Consider the following 18,365-nt stretch of genomic DNA (forward strand, 5'->3'; position numbering starts at 1 on the left):
TATCAGGAAGTTAGTTGATTTTTTCAATAATTAATTTTTTATATTTATAATCAGTGCTATAAAAACCTTTTCCGTTCCAAATAGTATCAGTTACTTTTATGTATAAAATATTGTCATTCCAAGCCAAATCCCAAATAATCCATTTTTCTGTTTCGAAACAAAAAATATGCTTGATATGATTATTTTCAATCTCATATAAATCTATAATGGATTTTGATTGTTCATAATCTATGTAAAAGGTAGTAAAATGCGTTTGGGCCTTATTTATATAAGGTATTGCTTGTACAGTAGTTGTATTATTATTGTTATCCTGAATTTTAACTTCGCTATCCTCATAATATGAAACTGTAATAATATCGCTATTCAAGGGCTTCCAATAGCCATAATAGTTATAAATTTTCATGAGTTCATTATCATTTAAATTATTTGTATAAATTTTATTATTTACATTTAGATATTCTTCTTTTTTTATGAATCTTTTGTCATTTTTTTCAATCATTGGGTCATAAATTTTTTTCATATGACTAAATTCTTGTGCGTTACTTTCTTTTTCTATAAAGCTTATTGGAATCTTTTTTATGCTATTAGCTTCACTATTTGTTGTGAAACTACATAACATAAATAAAAAAATATATAAGGAAAAGTATTTTATCATTTTAGGATTATCTCCATATAATTCTGATTATATTCATTTTCATTCTGATGCAAATGGTAATGAGGGTCTGTTTTATGAGCACTATTTTTTTATATAAATTCTTTTTAAATTTATTCATCTTTTAAAATTTTCATGTTTTTATCTCTGTTTATTTTTCTTTCGAACTTAAACTTTATTCACCATCAAATTCGACTTGTTCATTACTAATCCATTGATCATCTTTCCACTCACCGTCACACCTTTCTACCCCAGACCAAACGACTTTTGATTTTTTGATATCGATAATGACACATTGATAGTTTTCGTATAGCCATCGCTCATTGTCTGATATTTCAACATAACCTTTGATAATAGCATCCATTTTTACATAATGTTTATTTTCAGATATTTTAATATCAATCGATTCAATACCGGTATAACCGTCATCATATCCTTCGATTTTAGATATAACACCATTTTTACTTAGTCTTGGTTCTGAATAGAGTTTGAAATTTTTATTATAATTTAAGAAGATTAATTCTTCCTGATTGTTGATTTTTAGTTTATAGGCATAGCCAGATTGACCTAATAAATACGTATCAGATTGCGAAATTATCTTAGGAGAAGAATTACCTAAAGGAACTAAAACATTAGTCGCTACGTCACCATATTCTATGGGGGTGGGATGCTTGACGGCTTGCTGATTTTCTATTTTTTGACTGCATGCTACGTTAGCCAAAGACAATAGAATGAGTAATAATATTCTCATTTTAAGTTTATTTCCTCTTCCCATTAAATCGTGCTGTTAATACTATCTGAAACTAATTTTTTGTTTTAATTTTAATATAAATAATAGCAATGAATAAGAACAACATTATCCAGTCAACATTCTTGTGGTTGTTTAGAGGATATGTTTCTCTTTTAACTCATTGTTTTCTTGTTTTAATATTTATTCGATAGTTTTTACATCATTAATAGCCAGTAAATTATATCTAGCTCCGTTTGAATAAACCTTTAATAAAAATGCGGTATTTCGTGTTCGTATATTTGTTTTACTACAATATTTTGTAATTATTTTATTGTTAGCAACGGTTAAGTAAAGATTTGCATTATCTTGTTTAAAGTTAAATGCAGTGGGTTCTGTATTATTCTTTTTATATTGATAATAAAGAATAAATTCGAGTTTTTTAGGTAAAAAACCATCCATTTTTTCTTCATCATATATATAGTTTCCTTTCCCACAATAATCAGATAATGTTGCTTCAAATTGCACATTATCCACTTGTATAGAATCTATACTGTCAGGTATAGCATATATATTTGATAATGAGATTTTTTCACCATTTATTAGGGTGAGGGAATGACTAAGAATAAAGTTTACTTCTTCTGATTCTATATTTTTTTTAATGGCGTTAGACACATTTCCTCCGCTGCAATTAGCGATAAAGGGAATAAGTAAACTGAGGGCTATTTTTTTCATTTTCTTTTAGATTTTCTTATTTGGGATACCATATATTTTTTATATCTGGCATCTGATGACAAATAGGTATTTCTTTTGCCAGCGACACCTTCTGAGTTATATTCTCAGCATTTACAATACAACCTTTTATTTTATTAACAAGGAACAACTAACGGATATGATTGACTAAGTTAAACTCCTCAATTCAATCATTATCAAATTTTAGGCAAATATAATATTGTTGATTAAATTTTACACTCATTCTATCTCATTTTATTGAATTATTTTTATAAACAATTCGATGATTTTTATAAGAATTTAATTATGGAAATAAACGAGGTTCATTGATTTTTACATAAATATAGTGTCCTTTGTGCCCAATTTAGTATAAATGAACTTATAAAATAATAAATTTGAGTTTCTTTATTCGAATTGTTTGAGTTGTTGTGTTTTTTTTTGTGCGTTTTCTGAGCGGTGTTTTCCTGGTATATATAAGTAAAATAGCTAAAAAGATTAAGTTAAATAAATAACATTAATGATTAATTTATTGTGTTTTTGTCACTACTTAGTTAAACTTTTGTTTCAATGGATAAGTGCAACAACTTAAAAAAGGAAATTTAATATGAAAAAAACACTCATCGCCTTAACGGCAATCGCTTGCTTCTCAAGTTTTGCTCATGCTCAAACATCTGGTTTTTATGTAGGTGGTCAATTAGGTTCAAGTATTTTAAAAGCTAGTAGCCTTAAAGATAGCTATAGCTATGATGATGGATATGACTACTGGAGCGAAAGTTATAAAATCGGTTCAATTAGTGATGGCAAACTCGCTGGCTCATTAAATATTGGTTATAACTTCAAGCCAGCTTTTGATCTTCCTTTCAGAGCAGAGTTATCATTTACTTTACGTGGTAACTTAGATGATAAAAAACATAAAAGTTATTATGATGAAGACGATGATTTATATCATACAACCCAAAGAACTAAAGCTCGCATGAATACTTTAATGCTTAATGGTTATTATGATATTGAAACAGGCACATCATTTACGCCATTTGTGGGAGCGGGTATTGGTCTTGCTTTTGCAAAATTAGAACATAGATATGATGAAAGATATGAATTTGATGATGAAGCAGATTACATACAATTCTCTAGATCAAAAACTAAATTTGCATGGAATGTTGCTGCTGGTGTTGCTTATAAAGTCTCAGATAATTTAGATATCGACTTCACTGCTCGTTATGTCGATGCGGGTAAACTTACTTTAAAACGTAGTTATGATGATTTTCATTTCAAAGCTAGTGGAAAGCTAAGTTCTGTTGATTTATTAGCGGGTATACGTTATAACTTCTAATTGTTTATGATTTATACAAAATAAAAAAAGGGCTTAATAGCCCTTTATTTAACACTTTTTAGACCATTACTTTAAATAAAAAACTTTTCAAATTTGATATCCCGATAAGATTTGTTCATATCTATTAAATAAAACAATCATCTATAAACTATCAATCATAGTTAAATCATTGCAAATAGACGAAAATAGTACTAAATATAAGTTCAAGTTGTGTTATTTAGATAAAGAGGCAAAAAATATATAATTCATCAAGACATTTTCATCGATGAGGTATACAATTTATACACTAAATTATTATTCTCTTTGAAGTGTAGCATGAAATATAACGCAATTATCGCAATGTTTATGGCAACAAGCTTATCTTGCGCCGCAGCCGAACATCATCCTCACTGGGGGTATGAAGGGCAGGAAAAACCAGAAAACTGGGGAAAACTCTCACCGGAATATTCAACTTGTGAAAATGGTAAAAATCAATCGCCAATCAATATCGATCATGTTTTAAAAACAGAGCATAGCGAACTCAAACTTACTTTTGAAGCCGGCCAGCAAAATATCATTAATAACGGCCATACTATTGAGATCGATGTTTCCGGAAATAACCAATTAGAACTAGACGATGAAATTTTCACATTACAACAATTTCATTTCCATACGCCGAGTGAAAACACCATTAAAGGCAAATATTTTCCAATGGCAGCACACTTTGTTTATAAAAACCAAGATGATGAATTGGCAGTAATTGCATTAATGTTTAATAAAGGTGAAGCCAATTCAGAATTAGCAAAAGCATGGCAACAAATGCCGACAGAATCAGGAAATACAGCCGTTTTAGCCAACGCAGTTGATATTAAGGCGTTATTCCCAAAAGAATTAAGTTATTACCGTTTTAGCGGATCATTAACAACACCACCATGTACAGAAGGGGTAAGGTGGATCGTGTTAGAACAACAAAGCCATGCCTCAGAAGAACAAATCGAAAAATTCCATTCGATTATGCACCATAATAATAATCGCCCAATTCAGCCATTACATGGACGGATTATTGTTGATTAAAATAAGATAGGGGTTTTAGGGAAAGCGAGCACTAAAGCTTCTTTAAAACATATCTATGCAAGGTAGTTGCTTATAAAATAAATAAAAGTATGTTTTTATAACAAAAGAATGCTTATTCGTTGAATTTTGACAAAAACCGCAGTTGTGAAGTGACCCCATAAAGTTGGACTCTTTTGTTAAGCGGCTTGTAAGGCCTGATTTCGATATTCTACCGGAGTCAGGCTTTTTAGCAAACACTGAGGTTGTTTGTGTATATAGATATTCCTCTGTTGCTATTCACATCTTTTAATTCGCAATACCCGAATTTTCTTTCTATAACGAGAGGGCCAAATCCGTTTAGCCTCTACACCTAAAGCATTAGCAATAATCATTTCACCTTTTGTCCATGGCCGTGCAAGTGCGTTAGCTAGTGTTGAAGGCGTGTAGCCTGATTGTCTAGATAACGCAGATAGCGTTGTTCCTTTCTTTTTCAATGCTGCAATAATATCGGCAGGATGCCAGTCTTTTTTGCTATTCATAACACCTCCTGAAATCATCAAATACATGAATTATTAATGAGAAACTTTAATTATGATTAAATTAAAACCAAAATTCAAGTTATACATGATTTATTAAAGTATTCCATTACGAAATTTAAATCGCAGAAGAGGATAATTATTAATCAAAACTATATAAGATGAGCAGCAATTATCATGATTGGTAAGCGATTAAAAATAGCTAGAATCAATGCAGATCTGACACAAACTGAACTTGGAGTGAAAGCAGGATTAGACGAAGAATCAGCAAGTTCCCGTATTAGTTCTTATGAAAATGAAGTTCATTCACCTGATTTTACGCTTGTAAAACGTCTTGCAAAAGTTCTTGATGTACCTAGCGCTTATTTTTATGCTGAAGATGATGAATTAGCCGATTTTATTATTCAATATAACAAGCTAAAAAAACAAAAGCCTAATGCGTTTGTGAGTTTAACGGCTTCATAATTGTGATGACATCCATTTATTTAGAACAATATAAGCTTGTCATTCATACATTGAAATAAGCAAAACATAAACCAGGAAAAACTAGCACCAGCATTAAATCGACCACAATTTATTATTGCCAACGTTTAAAGTGGAGAGCGCCGATTAGATGTGATGACGTTTGTGCATATTGCTCGATTACTTTCTCTCAATCCTGAAACTGTTGTTAGAAAAATTAAATAATATGGTAATCAAATATGAGCATATCAGCTCATCCGTAAATGATAATAAACGTTGAATAATTTTAACAAGGCTATTTTGTAATAACTTCTACCTTTTAGTGTCTATATGGGGCAAGGTATGATTGCTATGTTGCCGTAAGGTAATAGAGCACTTTGTAAATATTTATATATTATTCATTTTGCTGCTGAGTACGATGAAATCTCTGTTATATCTGATGATTGGTTAAAAGAATTTGAAAACTTATTAATGGTTTTATTTGCAATCCTTGTAATCATTTCACTCAACTATTTGTACATTAAATTACGTTATGCGTAGTATGGGATATATATAAAATCTACGATTAGCGTAACCTTAGGCAATTCTTCTCAGAGGGCTACATGAAGATCACAAATAAATATCGTTCTATATTTTGCTTAAGATTAAAGCATATTAGACTTGAGCGTGGTTTATCGCAAAAAGAACTAGGCAAATTGGCAGGTATAGATGAATTTGTCGCAAGTGCTCGTATTAATAGATATGAACAAGGGATTCATGAAGCGAGTTTAGATACTGCCGGAAGATTAGCTGAAGCTTTAGATATACCGTTAGCTTATTTGTATGCAGAAGATGATAAGCTGGCAGAGGTGATTTTAAAATATAAGAAAAATAAACACTAATTTGGGGTTTTCGATTTGGTATTAATTTTGAAAAGTTGATCATAGAAAACCGGTAACAGCTAGCCCCAGTTTGTGCTAGCAAAATATATTAATTTATCTATCTATGCTGTATCGATAACTGTTGATATATTTAAATATATAGCTCTATGAATTTTTCTTCATGGTCCTTAGTAAAAATGTATCCCTCATGATTTCTTTGATTAATATTTTCTAATAGTTTTACTAATTTATGTATAGTACATATTGGATTAATTGACTCGTTATCCTTTTGCCATTCAATTAGTTTCATCGAATTATTTAGTGCTTCTTTATAATTATCAATAAATTGTTCTATACATTTTTTATTTGTTTCGTTATATCCTTTAGCATATTTTTTCAAATAAGTCTTTGCTGTATCGCCTATTGATTTCTTACCCTTAGAATTGAATGGCTTAATGCACAAGTCAAAATGCAAAATGAACCATATTTCAAAACACGGATAAGTATAAATTGGAAAAATTTTTACTTTAGGTTGTTTAGAATTTTGATTCTCATAATTTATGAGTTCATTAATAAAATTCTTATCTTTAACCGTATCTAGATCAAATATGCAGAATATGTAATCAAATGGCTCATGATTTTGAATTGATTCCTCTGCGATTTTTATAGCATTTTTAATAATTCCAACACTATCAGTATATTCACTTTTTATTACTGATAGTGTCGATAAAGAAAACCTATTTTTTAATCCATCAAAATAAATCTTCTCCGAAACACCTTCTGTCAGTATCAAAATTTTGGGTATTATTTGTCTATAATTATTATTTCGTCTTATATCTTTTTTATTGGCCCGGATTTTCTTATTTTCATCGATTTTTTTCTTTTTTAAATCTTCACTTCCCATTAAAGACTCCCAGCTTTAATCTTTGAAAAATGGTGTAGCGCCATATCTTCCGCTTAAATAGCGTAACTCCCAATTTTCTCTATCATTTCTTGGACGGAAGTCTGATAAAGAATATAAAACTGATGCTTGTTCTGAATTTTTCTCAATAAAATAAATTTGGTCTTTTCTTAAATATTCAGAGTCAATTAAATGAGTATCATGTGTTGCAGCAATAAGCTGATTGTTTGTTTTTTGAAAACTATTTACAAAGTTTTTCACTAATAGTGGATGTAAATCAGAACCTAGTTCATCAATATAAAAAGCTTTTGACTCATAGATTAAATCTTTCATCATAATCGATGAAAGCTCAAGTAGCTTAATAGTTCCTCTTGATTCAAATTTTATCGGAAACTCAATTAAGTCATCATTATTATCTTTATGGTAGGTAGATATTTTATAAGTAAATTGGTCTTTTAAATTATCAAGTAATTTCTTTTTTATCTCTTCAGGAATATTATTATCATCAAAAAGAACTGATTCCATTTTTTTTTCATCAATGCTTAAGTCAACAATATTAATATCTTGAGAGCGAATAAAATCTAATATATTTTTTTTATAAGAATTATCATTGCAACACATCCTGGCTAAATCTATCATTTCAGGTTCTTCAGATAAGCCTTTCGCAAACCAATTATAAATAGGTTCTAAAAAGTGGGTATTTTCTTGAACTGCTTTTGATAAAAAAAGTACATTTTTAGCTGTTTTTCTTGCTATATCGTTAAAGATCCTTAATGGCTTCAAATCAGTACCAAAATTAAAGATATACTGGTCCTGAGTATCTAAAAATCTATCAAATATAAGCTTTTCGTACCGTTTTGGAAAATAAGAGAGATGTTCATTAAATATTCTGTCTTTATAAAATGAAATAGAATAGTTATATCGAATATTATTACAAAAAAAGTTAATTTCATAACGTGATGGAGAATGCCGACTTTCAGAATTTAATGCAAACTGAGGAGATGAGAGATCCCATAAATTATCATCAGGAGTAAATTTCAATGACTCTAAGACCAAACTTCTCAAGTGAGCGAGGGCTGTAATAAAATTAGACTTTCCTGATGCATTAGCTCCATAAATAATAACTGCTTTTAAAAGCTTAATTCCTTCTATAGGAGTATCAAATAAATTATCTTTATTATTATCATAGGGTGGTTCTGCAACCAAACTTAAAGTTTGGGGTTCTTTAAAAGAAAGAAAATTTTCTACAGTAAAATTAATAATCATTTATGGATCCTTTTTTGATGGATATTCTATCCATAATATTAGTATCTTTTATTCTAATATTATTGTCAATTATATGTAATACAGAAAATATTGATATCAAATAAGTGGGTTTGGAATTTTTGAGTAAATATCTCTAAAAAGATAGGAATAGCTAATTAATCTTATCCTTTAACTTGTTTTTAACTCATAACTTACCCTATGTTATTCAGAATACAGATAGAGTGTTTGCAATTGAATCAGTAAACGCGAAAGATTTACATAATTTATACAAGACATTTTTTAATTTAGATTGTAATGGCGGAAAGGTAGTACCAAAAATAAATGATATATTCAATGTAAGGGATTTTATTATATTAGAATATAATATTCCACTAGAACAGTTAATGATTTCTTTTTATCTTTACCTTGAAAGCCTTCTTTTAAAAAGATTGAAAGAAAAAGTTTCAACTAGCATAAATGAAGTGACCCCAAGTAATTGGTTGTCCAACTATTGGGGGTCACTTCATTAAGCTGTTTATAAGATAACAAATGATAACAACTAACTAGGTTATTCTGCAGGTATGTCTTTTATTTTCATATATGGTTCTAAATCACATAATAATAAAGCAAGCTCTTTTGTCTCGATTATAGGTAATTTTACAGCTTACTCGAATACTCTCATCTTAGCAAAACTAACCATTTACATTCCTCACGCCCCTAATAGATATTTGCGCCAGTTCGCTAGGGTTGCGAATGTTCGGGGATCAGCCTAGACGCAAATAATACTTTAATATACAGATATATACATTTAATTATTTTATACTTAGCAAGTACTTTTTTTGATTGTTAATGATTCTTTTAAAATTACTTTGAAATCCAAACATTATTTGAGATAAGGAGTGATTAAAAAATAGAACATCATTTTTTGAGAAATCATTACTTTTTTTATAATAAGAAACAACATTAGGAACATCTGAATATAATAACATTGCCTCATAATGAAGAACGCTATGCTTAATTGAATTAAAAAGATTATTAATGGTTTTTAAAAACTCAGTATTATCTTCATAATAATCAATACCATTACCAATGAGAATCTGTTTACAAAGCGGATAAGTGCTATTTTTTTTAGTTGAAAATAAATCTCCTATACAATCCACTTCAATTTTGTTTCTTGTCTTGAAAAGACTTTTATAACAAGTAACATATGTCAATTGAACCAGCTCATCAAATAAGCTTCTAATGGAAAGTATTAACCCTTCTGTTTTTAACCTATAAAGAATAAATGGATTTTGTTCTTGTTGCATTAGTTGATATGGATTTTGTAAATTTTTTATATTTTCTTCATGAAATTTTACAATATCTATAAATTCGTGTTGAATTAATAAATGCTTATTAACAATCATTAAAGACTGCAATTCTGGATTGGTAAATCTTTCTATTTCTTCATATTTTGGCATTTGAAGAAAACTATATGATTCAATTTGAAATTGTTTTATTGAACATTCCTTATTGTAAATATAATTTTCTTCAATCAAATTAGTTCTGGGGAATATATCCTCTTTTACAATCCATTGATCATTTTCAAAAACATATATCTGTCCTTTTGGTAATTTTTGACTTGGTAATTCTATATCAGTTGAGTTTGCAGGAAGTCCAATTCCTTTTTGTTGATAGTAATTATCTTCTTTATGTGTAAAAAATTTATCCCATTTATTATAGTGAAAAATGGTTACATATCGATCATACTCATAAAATTCTTTCCGCATAAGTATAGCTCCAATAAAGTATTACAATTTATTTCTTAACCAATCTCAGGATAGTAATATACTTATTACATAATCATACACTTTCAATATACATTAATTTATCTTGATATTTGTCAGTAAAAATAATTTTAGTTTGCTACACGGATAAATGTATCTTGTTGGTACTTACGGAATACTGAAATAGCCTTTAAGGCTTGATATTACTGTATTTTTTGTGTTTTAGTGGGGTTAAAAGAATCTTACGAAATAGTGAATTGGTGGAGCTGGCGGGAGTTGAACCCGCGTCCGAAATCTCTACATCCTTGGTACTACATGCGTAGTTTGTCTTTAAATTTCGCCTACCTGCTGCGGACAAACACGCTACCGATAGACTAGCTTGATTAAGTTTAATGCTTCCGCCCCAAGCAAGGCTTCCACACGATCTCGTTTGGGTTTGACTCCTCTTTATCCCCGTCCTACGAGCGGAGGCTAGGGAGAGAAGGCTCTATGCAGGTTATTAAGCTGCTAGTGCGTAGTTTTCGTCGTTTGCGACTATTTTTTTGCGGTTTATTTACGAGGCCTACCGCACCTCGGCATGCACCTTGGGTTTCGCAAATCCCGTCGAATCCAGAATCAGCCCCAATTGTGATTTGTTATTAACTAACAATATCGGGGCATTATAGGTCAATTCAAGGGGGAATACAAGTTAACCTAAATTTAGATAAGCCCCGTTTTCAGTTGGTTTTTCATCTTTTGCTGTGCTAAAAATCTTATCTACCACACTTTTAGTGACAGTATTAAGGTTGTCACCTGCACAGCGTTAATATAAGTTGGGCACCAACCCAATAAGCTTTAAATTAAAGGCACTGCGTTGATAACCATTGAAATTCTATCAAGACAGAAACCTACTATTACAAATAAAGCTAGCCTCCAATCCTGTCAAAAAGTTTCAGAAATACCCTATGTTTTAGTATAAAAGTCATCATTTAAAATAGAGAAGAACATAAAATCTTTTAATAGGAGATAATAAATAAAAGTTTGGAGGTTTTCTTTTAAAAGAATGATTACCGTTGCTTAAAGTTTTTGGTGATTAAGTGTGCAATACCGAATCCGAATATAGCGCATTAAGAATTAAGCAAGCCCCCAATCTTGTCAAGAAGTTTCAGAAATACCCTATGTTTTAGTATAAAAATCATCATTTAAAATAGAGAAGAACATAAAATCTTTTAATAGGAGATAATAAATAAAAGTTTGGAGGTTTTTCTTTTAAAAAGAATGATTACCGTTTCTTATAGTTTTCGGTGATTAAGTGTGCAGTGCCGAATCCGAATATAGCGCATTAAGAATTAAGCTAGCCTCCAATCTTGTCAAAAAGTTTCAGAAATACCCTACGTTTTAGTATAAAAATCATCATTTAAAATAGAGAAGAACATAAAATCTTTTAATAGGAGATAATAAATAAAAGTTTGGCGGTTTTTCTCTTAAAAGAATGATTACCGTTGCTTAAAGTTTTCGGTGATTAAGTGTGCAGTGCCGAATCGAATATAGCGCATTAAGAATTAAGCTAGCCCCCAATCTTGTCAAGAAGTTTCAGAAATACCCTACGTTTTAGTAAAAAACTTAATACTTGTTGATGTCGGGATTTAATTATTTATTTTTTTGTATGACAGTTTAAGCCGGGTTTTTTGTTAAATAGATAGAGAAATTTTATTTTTTTAAAAAAATTAAAAAATAATAACCATTATAAATCAACTGTTTATAATATTTTTTAATAAATATTATAAATTTTTTAAAATAAGTTGGAACTTTTTGTTATTACCGTTGTCTATATTATCAGATTACGTTAATTCATTTTTTTGCCCTCCACTCAATATTGAGTGGATTTTTTTTGCCTGTCGTTTGCCGTTAGGCGTCCATGCTCTTTTTAATCAACATTGCTATTTTCGCTTTGGGTTTTAATCTTTTAAGGCTTTGCATCTTGTGCCATAGCTTGATAACTAACACTATCTGTCCAATTTTGACAGCTATGAATAAAGTAGTATCATTGTTATCTTTATCAAGGGCTTGAAAAAATTTTAATGTTAATGATTAGAATAAGCGCTTGCCCGCCATATCGACTGTAAGTTAAGAGAATTTCTATGTTATTTTCCAGCCAAACCAAAGGACATCTAATTGCGTTGATGACCGTGTTTCTTTGGGGAACCACCTTTATTGCCACTAAAGTACTGTTGATCGATTTTAAACCCATTGAAATTTTATTTTACCGGTTTGGGTTGGGTTACTTAATGCTTTGGGTTTTGGCGCCACAGATATTTGCTTGGCAAGGATTTAAGCAAGAACTGATGTTTTTGTGCGCCGGGTTTTGTGGTGTAACTTGTTATTTTTTATGTGAGAATATTGCCTTAACTTATACCACCGCCTCAAACGTCGGAGTGATCACAACATTAGCGCCCGTGTTTACCGCACTTTTATCGATCTTCTTTTTAAGAACTGAACGGCCAGCGAAGCGATTTTATATCGGGTGTTTATTTGCTATTTTTGGTGTTGGCTTAATCAGCTTGAATGGTAAATATGTGTTGTCGCTTAATCCTTTGGGTGATCTGCTTGCGGTCGGTGCCTGTTTGTTTTGGGCATGTTATTCAATCTTAACCAAAAAATGCAGTCATTATGGATACAATACAATTTTATTAACACGACGATTCTTTTTCTATGGTTTAGTGATGATGCTCCCGGCGTTATATCTGTTTGATTTTAAATGGGGACTTGATCGCTTCACGCACTCAGCTAATCTTTTTAATATCCTATTTTTAGGCGTAGGGGCTTCGGCGATCTGTTTTGCTTCCTGGAATTATGCAGTGAAATTAGTTGGTGCCGTAAAAATTAGTATCTACCTGTATTTAGTGCCAATTTTGACCATTATTGCCGCAGTTGTGATGTTAAATGAGCCTTTTACATGGATAGCCGCTATCGGTACGTTATCAACCCTTATTGGGGTGTTGTTATCGGAAGGAAAATTCAGATTCAGTAAGCATTGATCTAATCAATCAAATAAGTGACTACAAGGGGCTTGTGCCCCTTTTTACTGTATGTTAAGGCGTTATGCGTTTATCGATTGCATCCATAATGATTTGCCCGAGGTGGGGGTAATTATTATCAAAATGGTGACCGCCGGGGAGTTCGACCGCTTCGCCTTTCATTTGTGGTTGCAGACATCCAGTTTCGTCTTGTTCTTCCTCGCCATAGATGCAAAAGAGTTTATTAGCCGGAATTTTATCGACTTCCGGTGCTGTTTTCATCTCTTGACCGGATTGTCCTAGCCAGCCGCTGATCTCAATTTCAAAGTTAGCATCTTTGGAAAAGGCGATCAAAACCAAAGCTTGTACGGCTTGTTGATCTTGTGGGGATAAGCGATTATAAAGTGCCGGTAAGATATCACCGCCGAACGAATAGCCAGCCAGTACAAAGCGCTTCGTGCCCCATTTATCACGATATTGTTGCATTAAATAGGCTAAATCTTTACTACTGCGCTCGACTGAACGATGTTGCCAAAATAGTTTTAATGCATCAACGCCAACCACCGAATAACCATTTGACGCCATATATTCGGCGGATACTTTGTCTAAATCCCGCCAACCACCGTCACCGGAATAGTAGAAAGTGACGGTTTCCGGGTGAGCTTGTTTATCTTTAGCGGGCAATTCAATGACCGGCAATTGTTCATGCTCGCCATATAAAATCGATGATAAATGTAAACTTAATAACTCAACCGGCGAGGCTTGATACTCACCAATAGACGTTGTGACATTAATCTTTTTTTGTTCACGAGGAAACACTGCCACAGCTTCATCGGGTGGGTTGTTCCAAATCACCTGCCAACTGCCATGGCTGGCTTGAGAGGGTAATGGGGCATCACAATCTTTATGGTCTAGTGTGAACTCAATTGATAGCGCTTTGGCATTATCATTTGGTTGCTTAGTTAACCACCGATAGGCAAACGCTGCGCCTTCTTGCATACCGGCGACCACATAGTGGCTCTCGTTAAGGATTTTTTTAGCTTGATCAAAGCGGTTTTGCTGCTCAAGGCAACTGGCGTTTGGTTTTAATTCAAATTGTACCAGTTTTGCCCCCGTGCTTTTAGATAAATCAAGCAGTTGTTGAGCGCTGAAATGATTTTCTTCGGTGGCAACAATGATAGCAGCGGCTTCCGCTAATGTTTTCGGTGTTGCTGATAATACTGAAAAATTCGAGTCAATGGTTATTGTATTGACTGAAGCGCTTTGCCGTTTTTTATAATAATACAGACCCGCAAAGACAAGTAACGTAATGAGCACCAGCATCAAAAACAGTAAAATATAGCGTAATGTCTTTTTCATATTATGACTTCTTACCTTTTTTTAATCCAGTAATACCACCTGAAATCAGTATGGTGGTATCAATAAGGGCAACTAAAGGATCGAGCCCGGTCGGAACAGCCATATAACGTGGCTCCCAATGTGTGGCAAACTTATCTTTGAATCGCCTTAATCCTTGAAAGTTATAAAAGCGTCCACCACGGCGAAAGACTAATGCGCCTAATCGTTGGATTATCGGTGCGCCTCGGCGTCGTTGCATTCCCGCCAGCGGTACCATGCCTAAACTAAAATATTTAAATCCTTTTTGTTGATAATGCAAAATCAACCCAACCATTAAAAATTCCATAGTCAGTTTTGGAATATCTTGCACAACTCGCATTAAATCGATGCTTGCTGAGTAATGTTGGTCAGTTTCAAGTAAGTTTACAAAGGCAATAATGCGCCCTTGATACTCAATGGTGGCAATGGTGAAACGATCTAAATATTGTTTAGAAAAAGAGCCTAACGAGAATTTTTTCTCTTTGGTATGCTTATTGCTCAGCCAGGCATCCGACACGGTTTTTAACTCATCTAACGGAGCAGTACCCGGCGCATAAAATTTTAGACTCAGCCCGTCACGCTGACCACGATTCCATGTGTAACGCAGATCTTTATAGCCTTTTGAGGTTAAGTCAAATTCAGCTAAATTAACTAAAGCCTCTTCCCCCAGTTTTATCGCTTGCAAGCCGATATCCATATAAAAAGGTAAGTTGGCCGCTTTAACGTGGTAAAATACCGGCCGTAAATGATGTTGATCGCATAAATCCCGAAAAGCCCAAATTAACTCAGCTCGCTCACCACTATCACCAATAGGATCGTAAAGGGCAACCATGCTTCGTCTACGTTTGGCATACATGATAAAAGCGGTTTGTGTTTGGTTAAATAACAGCGATTTATCGGCATTCATGGCAAGCAAACCTTCCGGCTGTTTGGAATTGAGGATGATTTGATAAGCTTTATTTAACTCCTCTTGCTTCGGCAGATTGATAACCGGTAACGAAGGTCGAAATAGCCAATAGAGCATGATACAGGTGAGTAGAATAAAGCTTGCTAACGCCATTTTTAATCCTCGAGGTGCGTGACTATCTAACTCAAATTGCCACCACAAAGATTGGTTGTAAGTCGCGTTTTGATAGATAAATAGTGTCAACCAAACCAACAGAGCAATCAAACAAAAACAGATTGCAAAGGATTTCAATGAATAAGGTAAAACTCGCAATCGGCTTTTACGATAAAAGGTCGTTCTAAACTTAATCAATAATAAGGTTATAGCAGATAAAAAACTGGTTTCAATCCAATGCAGTCCACTTAACAGCGAGCAACAGCTACCTAAAACCAATAAAATAATCGACACGTTCCAAGCGCTATATAGTCTGCGACGTAGCCCCATTGCCAGCAGTAAACACAGTACACCAATTAAACTGGCGCTTAAGTGGGCAAGGTTGACCACTTTATTTGGGATGAGAGTGGTGACAAATGGATGATTGTACCCGGGGATGATGCTGGAAAACATCATCACCACGCCGGCAACAAAGACTAAGAACGCCATAATGGCTGCGGCAATGCCGGTTTCGTTTTCGTCAACTTGCGGAGCGGTTAAAAATTGTTTGCCTTCGTTGATTAACAACAAAATACTGGCCGGAATCAGTGGTAAAAGGATATAAATAATTCGATAAATGATGAGTGCAACGGTTAATTGCGCTGCGCCAATTTGCGATGAAAATGCCGCTAACATAATGGCTTCAAATATCCCAACACCACCGGGAACATGACTTAATACCCCAGCGACTAATGCAATAATATAGATCATAATAAAGGTGATAAAGTTGGGCTGATTGGGGATAAGAAAGTAGAGAATGGCTCCGGCTAATAGGATATCAAATAATGTGATGAGAAACTGACAACTTGCCAGCTTTAAGTTAGGCAGGCGGATTGACCAGTGTAAAAATTGAAATAATTGACTATCTGGATTTGGTCTTTGGGTTAGTCGATGACAATATAAATAGAGTAACAGCCCGGCATATAGCCCAACAACGCCACCAGCAATAAGCCAAACCTGTCCCGCCGACAAATGCAAAGCTAACATGGTGTCGTGGGGGTGAATTAATGCTGCAACGGCGGCGAGCAGTGGTAAGGTAAAACCTAACGACAAAGTGACGAAAATTGACATTCTGGCAACATCAATGGTGGTTAAACCATACTTAAAATAGAGCCGGCAACGGATTGCACCGCCGGATAACGCCGATAACCCAACGGCATTGCCTATGGCTGATGCACAAATGCCACCGACTGCAATAGTTGATCGTTTTAAATCTACGCCGGCATAGCGAGCGGCTGACCATTCATAGCATATCAGCATAATATAACTCCCTATCGCTGACAGACAGGCAAATAGTACCGCACGAAATGAAAGCTTATCAAAAGCATTTTTGATATCTTGCAGATTAATTGTTTTTAACAGTTCCCAACAAACGATTAATGCAACAAAAAAAATAGATAAGGCTAGAAGTAAAGCTAAAAATTGACGATAGCGAGTGAAGTCTTCTATCAATTGCCATGGCAAAACTTTACGCGCTGAAATTTTCACTTAATCAACTCCAAAAATCTGCTTCGATGAAATTTAGGTTTGGCATTCTAACGCTCGCTATTGATGAAAACAATCAAGGGAAAATTAAAGAAAATATAAAAAAAACATTAATTACTGTCGGTTTTTAATGGTTATTGTTTATTTATTGTGCGGTTTTATTGTTGAATCTGAATTTTACGTATTATTTTCATTTGTCCAATTCTCCTATTATTAGCTTAATATTATTCAATGATAAGGCTTTTAGCGATAGGTTACAGTTTGCTATAATTTGCTTAAATTTATTTAATAAACTGTAAATGGTGTCTATTGAGTCAACATTGCGATAATTTCCTTAATTTATCGCTCACGATTTGTTGCTTTTATAAAGTTAATCCAACCGAATATTTAACCGTTATCATTTTTATAAACTTATGAATACAAAATTAGCTGCCCGAATAAACGACCAACAACAATCTGTGATAGTAGCGGTGCAATCCTATGTTGCGCAAAAGTTAGCCCATGATTTTTCCGGGCATGATATTGCGCATATTGAGCGAGTGGTCAGCTTGGCACAGACAATCTTGATTAACGAATCTAATGCCGATGCTTTTATCGTGATATTGAGCGCCTATTTACATGATGTGATTGACGAAAAAGTGGTTGCTGATGTTAATCAAGCGGTGAGTGAATTGCGGGATTATTTATTTTCGCTAAACTTAACACAAACACAAATCAATCAGATTTTCGATATTATCGAAAATATGTCTTATCGAAAAAACTTAAGTTCAGTAAAAAAATTATCACTCGAAGGGCAGATTGTTCAAGATGCTGATCGTTTAGACGCCATTGGCGCAATTGGTATTGGTCGAACTTTTTATTATGGTGGTAACAGACATAATATTATGCACAATCCTGCCATATCACCCCGAACGCAACTTAACGAAGATAACTACAAACAACCTAACACCGTCATCAATCATTTTTATGAAAAGCTTTTTTTACTGAAAGATATGCTCAATACAAGCACAGCGAAACAGCTAGCAAAACAGCGGCACGAGTTTATGCTTCAGTTCGTTAACCAGTTTGAAAAAGAGTGGCGAGGGGAGGCATAGCGCTATTAAGTTTAATTCATTGAATATATCTATCATGTCGTTATAATTAATTAAGTTATAAAATAATG

The 18,365-nt window shown here is 33.1% G+C and carries 15 protein-coding genes and 1 other RNA gene; 6 read left to right on the forward strand and 10 right to left on the reverse strand.

From position 1 onward, the window contains the following. Window positions 1–10: 10 nt before the first annotated feature. From GYM74_RS02375 to GYM74_RS02385, 3 genes are all read right to left on the reverse strand, one after another. A complete protein-coding gene (locus GYM74_RS02375; protein WP_220218899.1) occupies window positions 11–655 on the reverse strand; it encodes a hypothetical protein in 645 nt (214 codons plus the stop codon). 172 nt (window positions 656–827) lie between these two features. Continuing rightward, window positions 828–1,403, reverse strand: a complete 576-nt coding sequence (locus tag GYM74_RS02380; RefSeq protein WP_220218900.1) for a hypothetical protein — start codon at window positions 1,401–1,403, stop codon at window positions 828–830. Window positions 1,404–1,583: 180 nt separating this feature from the next. Beyond that, the gene (locus GYM74_RS02385) at window positions 1,584–2,114 is read right to left on the reverse strand and encodes a hypothetical protein (RefSeq protein ID WP_220218901.1); all 531 of its coding nucleotides are present in this window, start codon (window positions 2,112–2,114) and stop codon (window positions 1,584–1,586) included. 601 nt (window positions 2,115–2,715) lie between these two features. Here GYM74_RS02385 and GYM74_RS02390 point away from each other — a divergent pair. Continuing rightward, complete coding sequence (locus tag GYM74_RS02390; RefSeq protein WP_220218902.1) at window positions 2,716–3,444, forward strand: outer membrane protein; 729 nt, start codon at window positions 2,716–2,718, stop codon at window positions 3,442–3,444. A gap of 315 nt (window positions 3,445–3,759) precedes the next feature. Next, window positions 3,760–4,497, forward strand: coding sequence for a carbonic anhydrase (locus GYM74_RS02395; protein ID WP_220218903.1), 738 nt, complete (start codon window positions 3,760–3,762; stop codon window positions 4,495–4,497). A gap of 272 nt (window positions 4,498–4,769) precedes the next feature. On the opposite strand, the gene GYM74_RS02400 is transcribed toward GYM74_RS02395, so the two are convergent. Beyond that, window positions 4,770–5,015, reverse strand: coding sequence for a helix-turn-helix transcriptional regulator (locus GYM74_RS02400; RefSeq protein WP_255556191.1), 246 nt, complete (start codon window positions 5,013–5,015; stop codon window positions 4,770–4,772). Between the two features lie 174 nt (window positions 5,016–5,189). Here GYM74_RS02400 and GYM74_RS02405 point away from each other — a divergent pair, with 174 nt between their 5' ends. Further along, complete coding sequence (locus GYM74_RS02405; RefSeq protein WP_065563680.1) at window positions 5,190–5,477, forward strand: helix-turn-helix domain-containing protein; 288 nt, start codon at window positions 5,190–5,192, stop codon at window positions 5,475–5,477. Window positions 5,478–6,076: 599 nt separating this feature from the next. Beyond that, the gene (locus GYM74_RS02410) at window positions 6,077–6,355 is read left to right on the forward strand and encodes a helix-turn-helix domain-containing protein (RefSeq protein WP_220218905.1); all 279 of its coding nucleotides are present in this window, start codon (window positions 6,077–6,079) and stop codon (window positions 6,353–6,355) included. A gap of 130 nt (window positions 6,356–6,485) precedes the next feature. Here the strand turns inward: GYM74_RS02410 and GYM74_RS02415 are convergent, their stop codons facing one another. From GYM74_RS02415 to ssrA, 4 genes are all read right to left on the reverse strand, one after another. After that, window positions 6,486–7,238 (reverse strand): RloB family protein, encoded by a 753-nt coding sequence (locus tag GYM74_RS02415; RefSeq protein ID WP_220218906.1) that lies wholly within the window; start codon window positions 7,236–7,238, stop codon window positions 6,486–6,488. 15 nt (window positions 7,239–7,253) lie between these two features. Then, entirely contained in the window at window positions 7,254–8,501 is a 1,248-nt protein-coding gene (locus GYM74_RS02420; RefSeq protein ID WP_220218907.1) for an ATP/GTP-binding protein, read from the reverse strand. Window positions 8,502–9,292: 791 nt separating this feature from the next. Next, entirely contained in the window at window positions 9,293–10,249 is a 957-nt protein-coding gene (locus GYM74_RS02425) for a hypothetical protein (protein WP_220218908.1), read from the reverse strand. 255 nt (window positions 10,250–10,504) lie between these two features. Further along, window positions 10,505–10,869, reverse strand: a transfer-messenger RNA (tmRNA) gene (ssrA, locus tag GYM74_RS02430). Window positions 10,870–12,366: 1,497 nt separating this feature from the next. On the opposite strand from ssrA, the gene GYM74_RS02435 reads away from it, so the two are divergent. Further along, entirely contained in the window at window positions 12,367–13,263 is an 897-nt protein-coding gene (locus tag GYM74_RS02435) for a DMT family transporter (RefSeq protein ID WP_220218909.1), read from the forward strand. A 54-nt stretch (window positions 13,264–13,317) separates the two neighbouring features. Here the strand turns inward: GYM74_RS02435 and GYM74_RS02440 are convergent, their stop codons facing one another. Both GYM74_RS02440 and mprF read right to left on the reverse strand, forming a co-directional pair. Then, the gene (locus GYM74_RS02440; protein ID WP_220218910.1) at window positions 13,318–14,601 is read right to left on the reverse strand and encodes a virulence factor family protein; all 1,284 of its coding nucleotides are present in this window, start codon (window positions 14,599–14,601) and stop codon (window positions 13,318–13,320) included. Window position 14,602: 1 nt separating this feature from the next. Continuing rightward, on the reverse strand, window positions 14,603–17,206 hold the full coding sequence (gene mprF / locus GYM74_RS02445; protein ID WP_220218911.1) for a bifunctional lysylphosphatidylglycerol flippase/synthetase MprF: 2,604 nt from the start codon (window positions 17,204–17,206) through the stop codon (window positions 14,603–14,605). A 410-nt stretch (window positions 17,207–17,616) separates the two neighbouring features. Here mprF and GYM74_RS02450 point away from each other — a divergent pair, with 410 nt between their 5' ends. After that, window positions 17,617–18,297 (forward strand): HD domain-containing protein, encoded by a 681-nt coding sequence (locus tag GYM74_RS02450; protein WP_220218912.1) that lies wholly within the window; start codon window positions 17,617–17,619, stop codon window positions 18,295–18,297. Window positions 18,298–18,365: the final 68 nt, after the last annotated feature.

Source organism: Gilliamella sp. ESL0405, from assembly GCF_019469205.1.
GTDB lineage: Bacteria > Pseudomonadota > Gammaproteobacteria > Enterobacterales > Orbaceae > Gilliamella.

Excerpts from the sequence above, each read along its gene's own strand:
- GYM74_RS02450 (WP_220218912.1), top strand. The coding sequence starts at position 17,617 with ATGAATACAAAATTAGCTGCCCGAATAAACGACCAACAACAATCTGTG.
- GYM74_RS02390 (WP_220218902.1), top strand. The coding sequence starts at position 2,716 with ATGAAAAAAACACTCATCGCCTTAACGGCAATCGCTTGCTTCTCAAGT.
- GYM74_RS02380 (WP_220218900.1), bottom strand. The coding sequence starts at position 1,403 with ATGAGAATATTATTACTCATTCTATTGTCTTTGGCTAACGTAGCATGC.
- GYM74_RS02385 (WP_220218901.1), bottom strand. The coding sequence starts at position 2,114 with ATGAAAAAAATAGCCCTCAGTTTACTTATTCCCTTTATCGCTAATTGC.
- GYM74_RS02420 (WP_220218907.1), bottom strand. The coding sequence starts at position 8,501 with ATGATTATTAATTTTACTGTAGAAAATTTTCTTTCTTTTAAAGAACCC.
- GYM74_RS02405 (WP_065563680.1), top strand. The coding sequence starts at position 5,190 with ATGATTGGTAAGCGATTAAAAATAGCTAGAATCAATGCAGATCTGACA.
- GYM74_RS02395 (WP_220218903.1), top strand. The coding sequence starts at position 3,760 with ATGAAATATAACGCAATTATCGCAATGTTTATGGCAACAAGCTTATCT.
- GYM74_RS02440 (WP_220218910.1), bottom strand. The coding sequence starts at position 14,601 with ATGAAAAAGACATTACGCTATATTTTACTGTTTTTGATGCTGGTGCTC.
- GYM74_RS02375 (WP_220218899.1), bottom strand. The coding sequence starts at position 655 with ATGATAAAATACTTTTCCTTATATATTTTTTTATTTATGTTATGTAGT.
- GYM74_RS02415 (WP_220218906.1), bottom strand. The coding sequence starts at position 7,238 with ATGGGAAGTGAAGATTTAAAAAAGAAAAAAATCGATGAAAATAAGAAA.
- GYM74_RS02435 (WP_220218909.1), top strand. The coding sequence starts at position 12,367 with ATGTTATTTTCCAGCCAAACCAAAGGACATCTAATTGCGTTGATGACC.
- GYM74_RS02425 (WP_220218908.1), bottom strand. The coding sequence starts at position 10,249 with ATGCGGAAAGAATTTTATGAGTATGATCGATATGTAACCATTTTTCAC.
- GYM74_RS02400 (WP_255556191.1), bottom strand. The coding sequence starts at position 5,015 with ATGAATAGCAAAAAAGACTGGCATCCTGCCGATATTATTGCAGCATTG.
- GYM74_RS02410 (WP_220218905.1), top strand. The coding sequence starts at position 6,077 with ATGAAGATCACAAATAAATATCGTTCTATATTTTGCTTAAGATTAAAG.